The organism is Streptomyces sp. NPDC008092 (assembly GCF_042957285.1).
Taxonomy (GTDB): domain Bacteria; phylum Actinomycetota; class Actinomycetes; order Streptomycetales; family Streptomycetaceae; genus Streptomyces.
The window spans coordinates 1-15433 of record NZ_JBIBHY010000018.1 but is presented as its reverse complement, the minus strand read 5'-3'; the positions used below and the strand labels follow the sequence as shown (position 1 = coordinate 15433).

Genomic DNA, 15433 nt, shown 5'->3' with positions numbered 1-15433 from the left:
TGTCGCGGATCACGCTGTCGCGACGGTCGAACGGCCGGGACAATGCCACTGAATGGCTTTGTCGCCTTTTCCGGCGGGTCGTTCGTGCCGCTGGGCGCGCACGCTCGTTCTTCACTGCGGGGGCGGTCGGTGCGCCGCCCCGGGCGAGCTGGTCGTAGAAGGCACTAACCGATGGGCGAGGGGTACGCATGACGGACACCGGCCAGGTCCCGGGCGAGGGGCTGCCGGAGAGCGCAGGCATGGTGGAACAGCCGGGCGTTCCCGCGCACGGCGCGTACACCTACCTCTCCGAGTCGCCTGCCGAGGACGAAGAGGACCTGCTGCTCCCCGGAGCCCAGGGCGCCTGGGGCAACGAAGTGCCGCCCCCGGCCCCGGAGCCGGTCGTCGAGACCGTCCACGAGCCCGGCCCGCACGAGACGGGCGGCCGGGACAGCGGCTCGGTCGACCTCACCGCCGTCCGGCTGCCCAGTTCGGTACCGGCGTCCCCGATCCTCTCCGTGCCGCACGACCCGGCGGCCGCCCCGGCCCCGCGCCGCCCGCTGCACCTCGGCCCGCCGATCCCCGACGCCTCCACCAGCCCGGTCCGCTCCCTCGCCGACCGCGGCCCGGCCGGCGTGCCGGTACGGCAGCCGGGCGCGCCGGCGGCCGGTCCCGAGTACCTCGACGTCCAGCCGCCGCAGGAGGCGATGCCGCAGTCCGCCGTGCCCTGGGGCGCACCGCAGACCGTCCCGCAGGCGGCACCGCAGGCAGTCGCGCAGGCCGCTCCGGTGGCCCGGGCGGCCGCAGCGGCCACGGCTGCCGAAACGGTTGCTCCGGCTCCGGAGCCGGTTGCTGTCACGGCTCCCGTCGCCCCGGCCGCTCCGGCTGTTCCGGAGCCCGAGCCGCAGCCGCAGCCCGTGGCCGCCCACGAGCCCGGAACGCCCGACCCGGCCGGCGCCGCCCAGGCGGCCGTCGCCCGGCTCGCCACGGCGGCCGTGGCCACGGCCGCCGCGGGCGAGCCGCAGGTGTCCGCGGCCGAGCCGGTGGCCCCGCCGGTCGTACCGGCGCCGGGCGTGGCTCAGGTGGTGCAGGTTCCGCAGTTCCCGGAGGCTCCCGGGAACGCCGAGGCTCCGCAGGTTCCACAGGCTCCGCAGGTTCCACAGGGGCCGGATGCGGTACCGGCGCAGGTGGCCGGCGGTACCTCGGCGGCGCCGGAGGAGGCAGGTCATCGGCTCGCGGAGCCGGAGCCGGTCGCCGAGGCCGTCGTGACCGTCGTGGCCGCGCCGGAGCAGCAGGTCGTGGCGCCGGTCGAAGCCGAGCCGGTCACGGAGCCGGTGGCACCCGAGCCGGGCCCGGCGCCGGAGGCGGTCCTCGCGCATGCCGTCGCGCCGGAGGCGGTCGTGGCCCACGCCGTCGAGCCGGTGGCCGGCGTGACGCACGCTGTCGTACCGGAAGTTGTCGCGCCCGAGTCCGTCCCGGCGCCGGAGGCCGTCGTGGCCGAACCCGTCCAGTCGGTGCCCGCCGCGCCCGCCGAGCCGTTCGTGCCGCCCGTTCCGGTGCTGTCCGGCGAGGCTGCCGGCGAGAGTTCCGGCCCGGCAGCCGCCGCGCCCGTCGCCGCCGAGGTTCCGCAGCCGGCCGAGCTTGTCACGCCGGCCGCTCCGGAGGCCGGGCAGGTCACCCCGCTCGCCGCGGCCGACGTACCCGCGGAGGCGGTCGTGGAGCCGTCCGCCGAGACCTCCGGGTCGTACCCCGTCGAGCCCGCCCAGCCGGTCGGGATCCCCCTCGCCGGCCCGCAGACCCAGAGTCCGGTGCCCGCCCCCGCGGAGACCCCGGCGGCCGCCGCCCCGGCGGAACCGGCCCCGGACCACCCCCTCGGCGAGTTCGTCCCCGTCGACGGCCAGGTGCCGACCACCCCGCACCTCGCCCCCACCCCGCCCCATCCGCTGGTCCTCCCCACCCAGGACCAGGGCGGTGCGTCGCCGCCGGAACCGGTCGCGACGGTCCCCGGACCCCGGGAGGCCGAACCCGCTCCGCTGCCGGAGCACCCCGACGTCGTACAGCAAGCGGAGGACCTGGACACCAGGGCCGCCGACCAGGAAGAGAGCACGGCCCCCGTGGCAGAAGCACGTCAGTCCACCGGCCCGGCCGCGCCCGCCTACGACGACGCCGAGCGCGAGGCCGTCCTCAAGGTCATGCGCGAACGCCGTGACATCCGCAACGGCTTCCGCAGCGACCCCATCCCGCACGAGGTGCTGCTGCGCGTCCTGGAGGCCGCGCACACCGCGCCCTCCGTCGGCCACTCCCAGCCGTGGGACTTCGTCGTCATCCGCTCGGCCGACACCCGCCGCTCGATGCACGAACTGGCCATGCGTCAGCGCGACGCCTACGCCAAGTCCCTCCCCAAGGGCCGCGCGAAGCAGTTCAAGGAACTGAAGATCGAGGCCATCCTCGACACCCCGGTGAACATCGTCGTCACCGCCGACCCGACCCGCGGCGGCCGCCACACCCTCGGCCGGCACACCCAGCCGCAGATGGCGCCCTACTCGGCCGCTCTCGCCGTCGAGAACCTCTGGCTCGCCGCCCGCGCCGAGGGCCTCGGCGTCGGCTGGGTCAGCTTCTTCGACGAGCGCGAGATGGTCCGCGCGCTGGGGCTGCCCGAGCACCTGGAGGTCATCGCCTACCTGTGCGTCGGTTACGTCGACGAGTTCCCGGACGAGCCCGAGCTGATGCAGGCCGGCTGGTCCAAGCGCCGCCCGCTGTCCTGGGTGGTCCACGAGGAGACGTACGGCCGCCGTGCGCTGCCCGGTGAGGACCCGCACGACCTGCTCGCCGAGACCGTCGCCAGCGTCCGCCCGCTGGACGCCAAGGCGCTCGGTGAGGCCTGGGAGCGGCAGAAGCGGATGACCAAGCCGGCCGGCGCGCTCGGCATGCTGGAGATCATCTCCGCGCAGCTGTCGGGCCTGTCCCGGCAGTGCCCGCCGCCGATCCCGGAGCCCGCGGCCGTCGCGATCTTCGCAGGCGACCACGGGGTGCACGCGCAGGGCGTCACCCCCTGGCCGCAGGAGGTCACCGCCCAGATGGTGGCCAACTTCCTCGGCGGGGGAGCGGTCTGCAACGCGTTCGCCGGCCAGGTGGGCGCCGAGGTCTGCGTGGTCGACGTCGGCGTCGCGGCGGAGCTGCCCGCCACGCCGGGGCTCCTCCCGCGCAAGGTCCGGGCCGGCACGTCCGACATGACCACCGGCCCCGCGATGACCCGCGAGGAGGCCAAGCAGGCCATCGAGGTGGGCATCGAGACCGCCCGTGACCTGGTGGCCGCCGGCAACAAGGCGCTCCTCACCGGCGAGATGGGCATCGCGAACACGACCGCGTCCGCGGCCCTCATCTCCGTCTTCACGGGAGCCGACCCCGCCGAGGTCACCGGCCGCGGCACCGGCATCAACGACGAGACCCTCGCCCGCAAGACCGAGGTGGTCCGCCGCGCCCTGGAACTCCACCAGCCGGACCCGGCCGACCCGATCGGCGTCCTGGCCGCGATCGGCGGCTTCGAACACGCCGCGATGGTGGGCCTGTTGCTGGGCGGCGCGTCCCTGCGCACGCCGGTGATCCTCGACGGCGTCAGCGCCGGCGCCGCGGCCCTCGTGGCCCGCGCGATCGCCCCCGAGGTCCTGGCCGCCTGCATCGCGGGCCACCGCAGCGCGGAACCGGGCCACGTGGCAGCCCTGAACAAGCTGGGCCTGCGCCCTCTGGTCGACCTGGACCTGCGTCTGGGCGAGGGCACGGGTGCGTTGCTGGCGCTGCCGCTGGTCCAGAGCACGGCGAGGGCGATGCACGAGGTGGCGACGTTCGACTCGGCGGGTGTGACGGAGAAGTAGAGGGGACTGCGGTCCTGCGTTCCTCTAGCGGCTGACTGGTCGCTGGTGGCTGTGGCTGTGGGCCGGGTGCGGGTGCGTGGGGGCCGAGCGCGCAGTTCCCCGCGCCCCTGAAGGGGCGCCGAGCGCCCCTCCCGGCTGCTGTACGGCAGTGTCGTCCTCCTCGTCCACCGACCGGTGGTTGTGCCCACCGCCCCGCACCCGGCCTCGCAGCCCAGCCATCGGACACCTGAGCCGCCCCCGACCCCCGCCCCGTAAAATCTGCACGTCAGGGCATCGCGCCACCGCCACCAACAGGGAGCCGCCCCCTCATGGCCGAACACCCCGCCTACCCCGTAGGCCTCCGCCTCTCCGGCCGCCGCGTGGTCGTCCTCGGTGGCGGTCAGGTGGCCCAGCGCCGCCTCCCCGCCCTCATCGCGGCCGGCGCCGACATCACCCTCGTGTCGCCGGACGCCACCCCTTCCGTCGAGGCGATGGCGGACGCCGGCGAGATCACCTGGGCCCGTCGGCCCTACCAGGACGGCGACCTCGGCGAAGCCTGGTACGCCCTGATCGCCACCAGCGACCCCGCCGCCAACTCCGCCGCCTCCGCCGAAGCCGAGCGGCACCGTGTCTGGTGCGTGCGGTCCGACGACGCCGACCAGGCCACCGCCTGGACCCCCGCCACCGGCCACAGCGAGGGCGTCACGGTAGCCGTCCTCACCACCGACGCGCGCGGCCGCGACCCCCGCCACACCGCCGCCATCAGGGACGCCGTCGTCGAGGGCCTGCGCGACGGCACCCTCGTCGCCCCCCACCACCGCACCCGCACCCCCGGCGTCGCCCTGGTCGGCGGCGGCCCCGGCGACCCCGACCTCATCACGGTCCGCGGCCGCCGCCTGCTGGCAGCCGCCGACGTCGTCATCGCCGACCGCCTCGGCCCCCGCGACCTCCTCGCCGAACTCCCGCCGCACGTCGAGGTGATCGACGCGGCGAAGATCCCGTACGGCCGCTACATGGCCCAGGAGGCCATCAACAACGCGCTGATCGAACACGCCAAGCAGGGCAAGTCGGTCGTCCGGCTCAAGGGCGGCGACCCCTACGTCTTCGGCCGTGGCATGGAGGAGGTCCAGGCGCTCGCCGAGGCCGGCATCCCCTGCACGGTCGTCCCCGGCATCTCCAGCTCGATCTCCGTGCCGTCCGCCGCGGGCATCCCGGTCACCCACCGCGGCGTCGCCCACGAGTTCACGGTGGTCAGCGGCCACGTCGCGCCGGACGACGAGCGCTCGCTGGCCGACTGGCCGTCGCTCGCGAAGCTGACCGGGACCCTCGTCGTCCTCATGGGCGTCGACAAGATCGGGAAGATCGCCGAGACCCTGGTCGCGCACGGCAAGTCCCCGGAAACCCCTGTGGCCCTGGTCCAGGAAGGGACGACGGCCGCTCAACGCCGGGTCGACGCGACCCTCGCCACGGTCGCGGAAGTCGTCCGTACGGAGGAGGTGAAACCCCCGGCGGTCATCGTGATCGGCGAGGTCGTGAACGTCGGGCCGCACCCGGCGGCCTGAAAGGGCACCCGCGCGGGCAACGACGTAACCCCGGGTAACACAACCCGCTCCAGACCATTGGCACCCCACCCAGGACAAGGCAGTATCACCCTGTGGCCGATCTCATCACCGTTGAGGATCCCGACGACCCGCGCCTCCGTGACTACACGGGCCTGACCGACGTCGAGTTGCGCCGCAAGCGCGAACCGGCCGAGGGCCTGTTCATCGCCGAGGGCGAGAAGGTCATCCGCAGGGCGAAGGACGCGGGCTACGAGATGCGTTCGATGCTGCTGTCCGCCAAGTGGGTCGACGTCATGCGCGACGTCATCGACGAACTCCCGGCCCCTGTCTACGCGGTCAGCCCGGAGCTCGCCGAGAAGGTCACCGGGTACCACGTGCACCGCGGTGCCCTCGCCTCCATGCAGCGCAAGCCGCTGCCGACGGCGACCGAACTGCTGAGCACCCCCCGCCCGGCCGGTGCCACGGAGCCGGTCGGCGACCAGGCCGACGTCGGCGCGGTGTTGCCGCCGGGGCTGCAGGAGCGTGCCGGCCACCGTCGTATCGCGATCTTCGAGGACATCGTCGACCACGCCAACCTGGGCGCGGCCTTCCGCAACGCGGCGGCTCTCGGGGTGGACGCCGTGTTCCTCACCCCACGCTGTGCCGACCCCCTCTACAGGCGGGCCGTGAAGGTGTCCATGGGGGCTGTCCTCGCCGTCCCGTACGCCAGGTTCGAGTCATGGCCGCGTGACGCCGACGTCATCCGCAAGCACGGCTTCGTGCTCGCGGCGCTCTGCCTCTCGGCGCGGTCCATCACTCTCGACGAACTCGCCGCCCGCCGTTACGAGAAGCTGGCCCTGATGCTGGGCACGGAGGGCGAGGGGCTGTCGGCCGGAGCGCTGCGCGCGGCCGACGAGCATGTGCGCATCCCGATGGATGCCGGTGTCGACTCGCTGAACGTGGCCGCCGCCTCCGCTGTCGCCTTCTACGCCACCCGGTCCGTCGCTGACTGACCCCCGCGGACGGGCTGTTCCCGGCGCGACCGCCCGCCTCGTCCACCGCTGCCCGCGGCTCGCCCAGGACAGGGCCTCCCGTGACGGAGGCCCGGCCCGGTCGGAGGCCACCGGTCTCCGTCAGCCGACGACGGTCCAGGTGTCGCCGCCCGCGAGCAGTGCGGCCAGGTCGCCTTTGCCGTGCTGCTCGATCGCCGTATCGAGCTGCTCGGCCATCAGGGTGTCGTAGACGGGCCGTTCCACCGAGCGGAAGACACCGAGTGGCGTGTGGTGCAGGGTGTCGGGGTCGGCGAGGCGGGAGAGGGCGAACGCCGTGGTCGGGGAGGGGGAGTGGGCGTCGTGGACGAGGACCTCGGCTTCGTTGTCCGCGGTCACGTCGATGACTTTCAGGTCGCCGGTGAGCCGGTCCCGTACGACGCCGCGCGCGCCGTCCGTGCCGAAGCGGATGGGCTTGCCGTGCTCCAGGCGGATCACCGCCTCGTCGGCCGACTGCTGGTCTTTGAGCGCGTCGAAGGCGCCGTCGTTGAAGATGTTGCAGTTCTGGTAGATCTCGATGAGGGCGGTGCCCGGGTGGGCGGCGGCGGCGCGCAGTACCTCGGTGAGGTGTTTGCGGTCGGAGTCGATGGTGCGGGCGACGAAGGACGCCTCCGCGCCGATGGCGAGGGACACGGGGTTGAACGGGGCGTCCAGCGAGCCCATCGGCGTCGACTTGGTGATCTTGCCGACCTCGGAGGTCGGCGAGTACTGGCCCTTCGTCAACCCGTAGATGCGGTTGTTGAAGAGGAGGATCTTGAGGTTGACGTTGCGGCGGAGGGCGTGGATGAGGTGGTTGCCGCCGATGGAGAGGGCGTCGCCGTCGCCGGTGACCACCCATACCGACAGGTCCCGTCGGCTGGTGGCCAGCCCGGTGGCGATGGCGGGGGCGCGGCCGTGGATGGAGTGCATGCCGTAGGTGTTCATGTAGTACGGGAAGCGGGAGGAGCAGCCGATGCCCGAGACGAAGACGATGTTCTCCTTCGCCAGTCCCAGCTCGGGCATGAAGCCCTGGACGGCCGCGAGGATCGCGTAGTCACCGCAGCCGGGGCACCAGCGCACCTCCTGTTCGGACTTGAAGTCCTTCGCCCGGAGCTTGAGTTCAGTCTTCACGAAGCGCCTCCTCCACCATGCGAGCCAGTTGTTCAGCCTTGAACGGCATGCCGTTGACCTGGGTGAAGGACCGCACGTCGCACAGGTACCTCGCGCGCAGCAGCATCGCCAGCTGCCCCAGGTTCATCTCGGGTACGACGACCCGCTCGTACCGGGCGAGGACGTCGCCGAGGTCGGCCGGGAACGGGTTGAGATGGCGCAGGTGGGCCTGCGCGATCGATTCCCCGGCCGCCCGCAGCCGCCGTACCGCCGCCGTGATCGGCCCGTAGGTGGAGCCCCAGCCCAGTACCAGGGTGCGGGCGCCGTCCGGGTCGTCCACCTCGATGTCGGGGACGACGATGCCGTCGATCTTGGCCTGCCGGGTGCGGACCATGAAGTCGTGGTTGGCGGGGTCGTAGGAGATGTTGCCCGTGCCGTCCTGCTTCTCGATGCCGCCGATGCGGTGCTCCAGCCCCGGTGTCCCGGGAACGGCCCAGGGCCGGGCCAGGGTCCTGGGGTCCCGTTTGTAGGGCCAGAAGACCTCGGTGCCGTCGTCGCGGGTGTGGTTCGGGCCCTGGGCGAACCGCACGGTCAGGTCCGGGAGTTCGTCCAGCTCGGGGATGTGCCAGGGCTCGGAGCCGTTGGCCAGGTAGCCGTCGGAGAGCAGCATGACCGGCGTCCGGTACGTGAGCGCGATCCGGGCCGCCTCCAGAGCCGCGTCGAAGCAGTCGGCGGGGGTGCGGGGCGCGACGACCGGGACCGGTGCCTCGCCGTTGCGGCCGAACATCGCCTGCAGCAGGTCTGCCTGCTCGGTCTTGGTCGGCAGCCCGGTGGACGGCCCGCCGCGTTGTATGTCCACGATCAGCAGCGGCAGTTCGAGGGAGACGGCGAGCCCGATGGTCTCCGACTTCAGGGCCACGCCCGGGCCCGAGGTGGTGGTGACGGCGAGGGAGCCGCCGAAGGCCGCGCCCAGGGCCGCGCCGATGCCGGCGATCTCGTCCTCGGCCTGGAAGGTGCGCACGCCGAAGTTCTTGTGCTTGGACAGCTCGTGCAGGATGTCGGAGGCCGGGGTGATCGGGTACGACCCGAGGAACAGCGGCAGATCCGCCTGCCGGCTCGCGGTGACCAGGCCGTAGGCCAGGGCCAGGTTCCCGGAGATGTTCCGGTAGGTGCCGGTCGGGAAGGCGGTGGCGGCCGGCGCGATCTCGTAGGAGACGGCGAAGTCCTCGGTGGTCTCGCCGAAGTTCCACCCCGCCCGGAACGCGGCGATGTTCGCCGCCGCGACGACGGGCTTCCTGGCGAACTTGGTGGTCAGGAACTTCTCCGTGCCCTCGGTGGGCCGGTGGTACATCCAGCTCAGCAGCCCCAGCGCGAACATGTTCTTGCTGCGCTCGGCCTCCTTGCGGCTGAGGTCGAACTCCTTCAGCGCCTCCACCGTCAGCGTGGTCAGCGGCACCGGGTGAACGCGGTAGCCGTCCAGCGAGCCGTCTTCGAGCGGGTCGCCGTCGTAGCCGACCTTCCGCACCGCCCGCCCGGTGAACTCGTCCGCGTCGACGATGATCTCCGCGCCGTGCGGCAGGTCGCCGACGTTCGCCTTCAGCGCGGCCGGGTTCATCGCCACGAGTACGTCCGGCGCATCACCCGGCGTGAGGATGTCATGGTCGGCGAAGTGCAGCTGGAACGACGACACCCCGGGCAGGGTGCCGGCGGGAGCGCGGATCTCGGCCGGGAAGTCGGGCAGCGTCGACAGGTCGTTGCCGAACGACGCCGTCTCCGCGGTGAACCGGTCACCGGTGAGCTGCATGCCGTCACCCGAGTCCCCCGCGAACCTGATGATCACCCGGTCCAGCCGGCGGACCTCCTTCGCTCCCGATGCCGCACGACTCACCGCATCTGCTGAGGTCATGTACTCGTTCCCTCTCCCTGGGGCGATGTCAAGATCAGGTCAGGCGCGTGTCGGCCATAAGCTGGCCGATTCATCTCTGCTTCTTCATAAAGTGTCTCGATAGTGTGCGCTTTTGGGCCGAGACCGTATGGTTCTCGGTCCGGGTCAGGGTGACCTGACACACGTATACATCGTACGCGCACACGTGTACGATGTATCATGAGTGTCTTATGCGGCCGCGCGCGGGGGGCAGGTTGGCCAGTTAAACGGGGTATGTCGGGCGTTATGTCGCCTGCAAAATCGACAGAAACCAGGCGGTGCGTGACCGGCCTTCGCCTGAGTTAAGTTTCTTCGGGGTGAATTCCATTTTGTTTCGGCGGCGTTTCCCGATTTCCGTTATTCGCTGGCATCGGCCGTTGATTCTTTGACGGGTCGACTGCTCGGTCTGTACCCTCTACAGAGACCGTACCCTCTATGGCTTGGCGCGACGCTCCGCTTTATCAGATGAATATGGGGGATTTCACGGATGGGGCATCAGTCCATAAGGCTTGTAGAACCGCGCATTCCGCACCAGCTTGCCGGGCGGGGTGCGCCCGTCAGGTCCGAGGCGAAGCGGGCTCGCAAGGCGATACGCGTACTCACCGTCGAGAGCGAGCCTCAGGTCGCGAAAGCGCTTATCCGCAACCTGTCCCGGCACGGGTTCCAGGCGGAGAGCGTGCCGACCGGGGCGCAGGCGCTGCAGAAGTACCGGAACGTCGATCTGCTCCTCGTCGACCTGGACCTGCCGGACCTCGACGGGGTCGAGCTCTGTCGCAGCATCCGGGCCGTCTGCGACGTCCCGATCATCGTCGTCACGGCTCGTGACTCGGAACTGGACCGGGTGCTCAGTCTGCGCGCCGGTTCGGACGACTACGTGACCAAGCCCTACAGTCTCGCCGAACTGATCGCCCGGATCGAGGCCGTCATGCGCCGGGCTCTTCGGCAACCGGTTTCTGTCGAAGAGGCCATTACCGTCGGTCCGCTCGGTATCGATCCGGGCGCCCGGCAGATCAGCCTCGACGGCCAGCCGGTCGAGGTGACACGCAAGGAATTCGATCTGCTGTATCTGCTCGCCTCGCGTCCGGGTAGCGTCGTTACCCGCAAACAGATCATGGCGCAGGTCTGGAGGGATTCCCGGTCGGAGCCGGGGCGTACCATCGACACGCATGTCAGCAGCTTGCGGAGCAAGCTGGGGTCGAGCAGCTGGATCATTACGGCCCGCGGTGTCGGATTCCGCATGGGGCACGCCTGATCCTTTGCGGCGGCCCTCCCGGGGTATCCCGGGTGGTGACTGTCCCTGCCAGGGGATTCACCTTTTATTTCGGGACGTACCCGACTCCGGGGGCGTTCGGATCAAAGGCTGAATTCGGGGACGCCAGGTCAATGGCGACCGGCGGTCCTCCCCTTCCGGGCCCGTCGTGAATTGCCGACGGGATGGTTGACAGTCCACGAAGGCCTTCTCGGCGGAGCGTCCTCATGCCGCGCCGCGCCACCCCGGCAGTGGGCCGGCGGCCCATGACGTGGCCGTCCTGCGCCTGGTCGAGGACAGTGGCCAGGGGGCCTTGTTCCGAAGGTCCGGGTCCGTCTCCTGCGCCGCCTGGACGGTGCGCGCGGTGAGGACGGTGGAGAGCGCGACCGCGACCGCGGCGAGCTCCTCGGCCGTGGGAGCGCCGCTGGTGATGCGCCAGGAGGTGGCGGCCAGCATCCGGGAGGCGTCGACCGTGGTGTCTTCCTCTGCTGTCATCGGTTCCTGTGCTGTCATTGGTTCCTCTTCCCAGGACGGCGGCGGCCCTCCGGAACCCGAATCGGGTTCCGGAGGGCCGCCCGGCGAATCCCCGGTGTCAGACGCGGGACCGGCGGATCACTTCCAGCGCGGCCACCGCGACGAAACCGACGAACAGGTGCATCGTGATCAGTGTGGCGGCGGTGCCGCCGTCGGTGTCCAGGGTGAGCGGGCCGATGGCCGTGAGCACCGCCACCGCACCGCTCACGAACTGGCCCACCCGCAGGAACACCGGCTTCCAGCGGGCCAGCAGCACGACGGCAGTGATGCCGATCACCGGCGCGACGATCGATATGAAGATCACGTCGCCGGCGCGGATGTCGTCGGGCTTGCCGTTGAGCTTCAGGGCCAGCGAGGCCCCGGCGGCGTCCCCGATGTACAGGACGATCAGATTGACGACCGCGGCGAGGGCTGCGGCCCCTGCCACGGCCTGCCACGCGGGGAGTGCCCGCCGCCTTGGAGCGGTGTTGGTGGCAGCGGGGTTACTGCTGGTCATTGAGCCCTCCGGGCTGTCGTGCCGCGCCGGGCGCGGGTTCGGCCCGGGCCCGGCGCGGTGCTCGTCGAGATGGGGGGTGTGCGCTTCCGACGCGAGGACGGACCGCCCGAGCGGTGTGTCAGGAGGGGTCCAGGGACAGACTGTGCCGGAAGACGTTCTTGGGGTCGTAGGTGTTCTTCACCTGCTGCAGCCTCGGGTAGTTGCCCTTCCAGATGAGCGAGTACCAGGGCACCCCGGACGTGTTCTGCGCCGGGTCGCGCATGTCGACGTCCGGGTAGTTGATGTAGCCGCCGTCCTGCTGGTCGTTGGGCACCGGGAAGCCGCCGGTCGCGCCGTGGACGTTCTTACGGAGCGTGCGCAGCCACTCGACCTCGATCGCGTCGTTGGCCGGGTCCGACCAGTTGTTGGAGTACCAGAGCTTGATGACGGAGTCCCGCTGCGCGATCGCCCTCGCGGACGACGGCAGGGTGTTGATCTGGCAGCCGTACGCCGCCAGGTACACCAGGCCGACGCCGGTGTGGTCCGGGTCGGTCAGCGAGCGGTAGACCGCGCCGACCTGGGTCGCCGTCAGCGGCTTGCGCAGATGGCCGCCCATGGACTTCTGGCGCGAGTACGCGCCGTAGCTGGCGGTCGGCTCCAGGGCGATCTCGAGCCAGGTGCCTTCCTTGATGTCGATCGTCGGCTGCACCCCGACGCCCGCGTTGACCGCGTTGATGTAGTCGTCGTGGAGCTGGTCGGTGTTCGGCAGCGTGGCATCCATGCGGATCTCCAGCTGGATCGTCTGCGCGAGCGACGAGTGCAGCTGGAACGAGCTGTGCATCACCTGGTACGGGGATCCCGGGGCGCTGTTCGCGGCGTGCCAGGCGCCGTGGTTCATCACCAGACGCGTGAAGGCCGCCTCGCTCAGCTGCGCCCAGGGCCAGGTCACGAAGGTCTCGCGCATCCGCGCGGGCGGCTTGGGCAGCAGCGAGGACGGGCCGCCCGTGGCACCCGGGGTACGGAACCAGAACCTCGTCACGATGCCGAACCCGCCGCCGCCACCGCCGGTGTGCGCCCACCACAGGTCGCGGTGCGGGTCGTTCGCCTCGCGGGTGGCGACGATCGTGCAGGCCTTGCCGCGGCTGTCCGCCACGACGATCTCGATGGCGTACAGGTGGTCCACGACGAGGCCGAAGCGACGGGAGAGCGGGCCGTAGCCGCCGCCCGAGACGTGACCGCCGACGCCGACCTCCGGGCACACGCCGCCCGGGACCGTCACGCCCCAGCCCTCGTACAGCGCCTTGTAGACATCGCCCAGCTGGGCGCCGGCCTGGACGGCGAAGGCGTTCAGCGCCGGGTCGAAGGTGACGCTCGTCATCTCGGACATGTCGACGAGAAGCCGGAACTGGGGGTTGTCGACCAGGTTCTCGAAGCAGTGACCGCCACTGCGCACCGTGATGCGCTGGTTGTTGGCGATGGCCTGGTTCACCGCCTTCTCCACCTGGGAGGCGGAGTGCACGAGCCAGATCTCGTCAGGGGTGGCCACGAAACGGGTGTTGTAACCGCGGTGCGTGAGCTCGGCGTAACGGGCGTCGCCCGGTCTGACGATCACCTCCGGGGCGACCCGGGTGGCGGCTTCGGCAGCGGAGGGCAGTGCGGCGAACCCCGCGGTGGCACCGGCCACCGCTATCGCGGAGCCCAGGAACTTGCGTCGCGAAAACATGTTGAGCCCTATCTGTGCTGGGATGCAGACAAATCACCGCATTGACGGATGCGTACCGGGGGTGGACTTCAGCCAATCAGTTCCCGGGAGTCGTCACCACGCGCTTGACGTGGATCTGTCGTGCGTCGATACCAAAATTGAGGTTCCGGACACTCAGGTCAGGTGTCCGAGGCGGTCGGTGCCGCCTCGCGGAGTGCCGCGAGCAGCGCGGCCTCCGGCTGGGATCCGGTCAGTGGCCGTACGCCGTCGATGAAGAACACCGGCACACCGCTGACGCCGAGCCCGCGGACACGGTCGAGTTCGGCCTGCAGCCGCTCCGTTTCCGCAGCCGTTTCCGCAGCCGTTTCCGATGCCGGTGCCGCCGGCCCCGGGCCGGAGTCGTCCGTCGTGACGCCGACCTCCTCGGCGAGCCGGGCGAGCGTGGCCCGGTCGCCGATGTGCAGTCCGTCCGTGAAGTGGGCGCGGAAGAGGCGCTCCACCATCTGTTCGGCCCTGCCTTGCCGCGCGGCCCGGGCGATGAGCCGGTGTGCCTCGAACGTGCCGGTGGCCACCGCGCGTTCGTAGTGGAGGTCCAGCCCCTCCGCGGCCAGCTGCTCGGCGAACCGGAGCGTCTGCCGTACGGCCTGCGGGCCGAACACCCGCTCCAGTACGGGGAGCAGGGGCTGCCCTTCGGTGCCCGCGCCCGGCGCGAGTTCGAAGGGCAGGAACTCCACCTGGACCCGGTGGCCCTCGGCGCGTAGCCGGTCCGCCGCGCGGGTGAAGCGGGTGTAGCCGAGATAGGAGTGCACGCAGATCACGTCCAGCGCGATCCGTACACGCACCGTCGTGCTCATCGGCGGTTGCTGCTCCACAGGGGTCGCCTCCCTTGGGGTGATGCGGTCAAGTGCCCTGTCACTGTGGCTGATTGCCGTGTTTGCGGGAGGGCAGGTCGGCGTGTTTGGTGTGCAGCATCGCCAGTGACTTGGCGAGCACCTCGCGGGTCTCGGCGGGGTCGATGACGTCGTCGACCAGGCCGCGTTCGGCCGCGTAGTAGGGGTGCATGAGCTCGGACTTGTACTCCTTGACCATGCGGGCCCGCATGGCCTCGGGGTCCTCGGCGGAGGCGATCTGCCGGCGGAAGATCACGTTGGCGGCGCCCTCGGCGCCCATGACCGCGATCTCGTTGGTCGGCCAGGCGTAGGTGAGGTCGGCGCCGATCGACTGGGAGTCCATGACGATGTAGGCACCTCCGTACGCCTTGCGCAGGATCAGGGAGATCCGGGGCACGGTCGCGTTGCAGTAGGCGTAGAGGAGCTTCGCGCCGTGGCGGATGATCCCGCCGTGCTCCTGGTCGACACCGGGAAGGAAGCCCGGCACGTCCAGGAAGGTGACGATCGGGATGTTGAAGGCGTCGCACATCTGGACGAAGCGCGCAGCTTTTTCGCTGGCCTCGATGTCCAGGACGCCGGCGAGGACCTGGGGCTGGTTGGCGACGATGCCGACGACCTGGCCGTCGATCCGGGCCAGCGCGCAGATGATGTTCCGCGCCCAGCGCTCGTGGACCTCCAGGTACTCGCCGTCGTCGACGATCTCCTCGATGACCTTGGTCATGTCGTAGGGGCGGTTGCCGTCCGCCGGGACCAGGTCGAGCAGGACGTCGCTGCGCCGGTCCAGGGGGTCCGTGGACTCCGCGCGCGGCGGGTTCTCCCGGTTGTTCTGCGGGAGGAGGGAGAGGAGGTAGCGGACCTCCGCGATGCAGGTCTCCTCGTCGTCGTAGGCGAAGTGGCACACGCCGGAGGTCTCCGCGTGGACGTCGGCGCCGCCGAGCCCGTTCTGGGTGATCTCCTCGCCGGTGACCGCCTTGACGACGTCCGGGCCGGTGATGAACATCTGCGAGGTCTCACGGACCATGAACACGAAGTCGGTGAGGGCGGGGCTGTAGGCGGCGCCGCCGGCGCACGGGCCGAGCATCACGCTGATCTGCGGGATGACACCCGACGCCTTCGTGTTGCGCTGGAAGATGCCGCCGTAGCCGGCCAG

11 protein-coding genes are annotated in these 15433 nt (G+C 71.0%); 4 read left to right on the top strand and 7 right to left on the bottom strand.

Annotated elements, in window-relative coordinates; genetic code table 11:
* Nucleotides 1-188 precede the first annotated feature (188 nt).
* From cobT to ACFZB3_RS41850, 3 genes are all read left to right on the top strand, one after another.
* Nucleotides 189-3851, top strand: coding sequence for a nicotinate-nucleotide--dimethylbenzimidazole phosphoribosyltransferase (gene cobT, locus ACFZB3_RS41860; protein ID WP_391386806.1), 3663 nt, complete (start codon nucleotides 189-191; stop codon nucleotides 3849-3851).
* A gap of 308 nt (nucleotides 3852-4159) precedes the next feature.
* Nucleotides 4160-5392, top strand: coding sequence for a uroporphyrinogen-III C-methyltransferase (cobA, locus tag ACFZB3_RS41855; RefSeq protein WP_391386803.1), 1233 nt, complete (start codon nucleotides 4160-4162; stop codon nucleotides 5390-5392).
* A 92-nt stretch (nucleotides 5393-5484) separates the two neighbouring features.
* The gene (locus ACFZB3_RS41850) at nucleotides 5485-6384 is read left to right on the top strand and encodes a TrmH family RNA methyltransferase (RefSeq protein ID WP_391386800.1); all 900 of its coding nucleotides are present in this window, start codon (nucleotides 5485-5487) and stop codon (nucleotides 6382-6384) included.
* Between the two features lie 120 nt (nucleotides 6385-6504).
* Here ACFZB3_RS41850 and ACFZB3_RS41845 read toward each other — a convergent pair whose 3' ends face one another.
* Entirely contained in the window at nucleotides 6505-7530 is a 1026-nt protein-coding gene (locus ACFZB3_RS41845; protein ID WP_391386797.1) for a thiamine pyrophosphate-dependent enzyme, read from the bottom strand.
* Entirely contained in the window at nucleotides 7520-9415 is a 1896-nt protein-coding gene (locus ACFZB3_RS41840) for a 2-oxoacid:acceptor oxidoreductase subunit alpha (protein WP_391386794.1), read from the bottom strand. The genes ACFZB3_RS41845 and ACFZB3_RS41840 overlap by 11 nt, the downstream gene beginning before the upstream one ends.
* Nucleotides 9416-9920: 505 nt before the next feature.
* On the opposite strand from ACFZB3_RS41840, the gene ACFZB3_RS41835 reads away from it, so the two are divergent.
* Complete coding sequence (locus tag ACFZB3_RS41835; RefSeq protein ID WP_391386791.1) at nucleotides 9921-10685, top strand: winged helix-turn-helix domain-containing protein; 765 nt, start codon at nucleotides 9921-9923, stop codon at nucleotides 10683-10685.
* 222 nt (nucleotides 10686-10907) lie between these two features.
* Here ACFZB3_RS41835 and ACFZB3_RS41830 read toward each other — a convergent pair whose 3' ends face one another.
* The 5 genes from ACFZB3_RS41830 to ACFZB3_RS41810 form a co-directional block, all read right to left on the bottom strand.
* Nucleotides 10908-11177 (bottom strand): hypothetical protein, encoded by a 270-nt coding sequence (locus tag ACFZB3_RS41830; protein ID WP_391386788.1) that lies wholly within the window; start codon nucleotides 11175-11177, stop codon nucleotides 10908-10910.
* 97 nt (nucleotides 11178-11274) lie between these two features.
* A complete protein-coding gene (locus ACFZB3_RS41825) occupies nucleotides 11275-11712 on the bottom strand; it encodes a DUF6069 family protein (RefSeq protein WP_391386785.1) in 438 nt (145 codons plus the stop codon).
* Between the two features lie 118 nt (nucleotides 11713-11830).
* Complete coding sequence (locus ACFZB3_RS41820) at nucleotides 11831-13414, bottom strand: FAD-binding protein (protein WP_391386783.1); 1584 nt, start codon at nucleotides 13412-13414, stop codon at nucleotides 11831-11833.
* Between the two features lie 158 nt (nucleotides 13415-13572).
* The gene (locus tag ACFZB3_RS41815) at nucleotides 13573-14247 is read right to left on the bottom strand and encodes a DsbA family protein (protein WP_391386780.1); all 675 of its coding nucleotides are present in this window, start codon (nucleotides 14245-14247) and stop codon (nucleotides 13573-13575) included.
* A 58-nt stretch (nucleotides 14248-14305) separates the two neighbouring features.
* The coding region (locus ACFZB3_RS41810; RefSeq protein WP_391386777.1) for a carboxyl transferase domain-containing protein at nucleotides 14306-15433 on the bottom strand (1128 nt) is incomplete at its 5' end.

Coding starts and splice junctions, on each gene's coding strand:
- cobT (WP_391386806.1), top strand. CDS start 189: ATGACGGACACCGGCCAGGTCCCGGGCGAGGGGCTGCCGGAGAGCGCA.
- cobA (WP_391386803.1), top strand. CDS start 4,160: ATGGCCGAACACCCCGCCTACCCCGTAGGCCTCCGCCTCTCCGGCCGC.
- ACFZB3_RS41840 (WP_391386794.1), bottom strand. CDS start 9,415: ATGACCTCAGCAGATGCGGTGAGTCGTGCGGCATCGGGAGCGAAGGAG.
- ACFZB3_RS41835 (WP_391386791.1), top strand. CDS start 9,921: ATGGGGCATCAGTCCATAAGGCTTGTAGAACCGCGCATTCCGCACCAG.
- ACFZB3_RS41830 (WP_391386788.1), bottom strand. CDS start 11,177: ATGACAGCAGAGGAAGACACCACGGTCGACGCCTCCCGGATGCTGGCC.
- ACFZB3_RS41825 (WP_391386785.1), bottom strand. CDS start 11,712: ATGACCAGCAGTAACCCCGCTGCCACCAACACCGCTCCAAGGCGGCGG.
- ACFZB3_RS41820 (WP_391386783.1), bottom strand. CDS start 13,414: ATGTTTTCGCGACGCAAGTTCCTGGGCTCCGCGATAGCGGTGGCCGGT.
- ACFZB3_RS41815 (WP_391386780.1), bottom strand. CDS start 14,247: ATGAGCACGACGGTGCGTGTACGGATCGCGCTGGACGTGATCTGCGTG.